Genomic DNA, 673 nt, shown 5'->3' with positions numbered 1-673 from the left:
GGCTAACGCCGTGTCAGCCATCGCTATTTTCAACACGGTAGGGCGCATTGTACTGGGAGCCATGTCAGATAAGGTCGGTCGCCTGCGTGTCGTCAGCGGGACGCTGCTGGTTACCGCACTGGCGGTAACGGTTATGGCCTTCCTGCCGCTGTCACCGGTGCTGTTTTTCATCTGTGTCAGTGCCATTGCCTTCTGTTTTGGCGGCAATATCACCGTGTTCCCGGCGATTGTCGGCGACTTCTTCGGTCTGCAACATCACAGTAAAAACTATGGCGTCATCTATCAGGGATTTGGTATCGGTGCACTGTCTGGCTCTTTCATTGCGGCACGGCTGGGTGGTTTTCACGCCACATTTATTGCGATTGCGGTACTGTCGGTGCTATCGCTGCTGATTGCGCTGTGGATCAAACCGCCCAAGTACACCCGCACACAGCCCGATATGCCAGCAACAGTGGCGCATGCTCGCGGATAATACGCTGTACTAACGACACAAATGCCTTATTATGCAGAGCCCCTGGGTTGTACCCGGGGGCTTTTTTATGGCGCGCGTTCACGGGTATGCGACGGGCGTTGTCAGCGGCTGAACGCTTGCGTGACGCGTTGATGCGGGCAAGGTTGTTGCAAAATGTAAAGTTATGTCGTTTTAGCGATAGGAAGATTAAGAATGCTTGAA

1 protein-coding gene is annotated in these 673 nt (G+C 53.9%); it reads left to right on the top strand.

The features are described from left to right. Positions 1-472: MFS transporter (locus tag J5224_RS33180; RefSeq protein WP_264629152.1), on the top strand; the 472-nt coding region annotated here is incomplete at its 5' end. Between the last annotated feature and the right edge of the window lie 201 nt (positions 473-673).

It is taken from the genome of Candidatus Symbiopectobacterium sp. NZEC135 (assembly GCF_025962695.1).
This window is presented reverse-complemented; position numbering and strand designations above follow the sequence as displayed.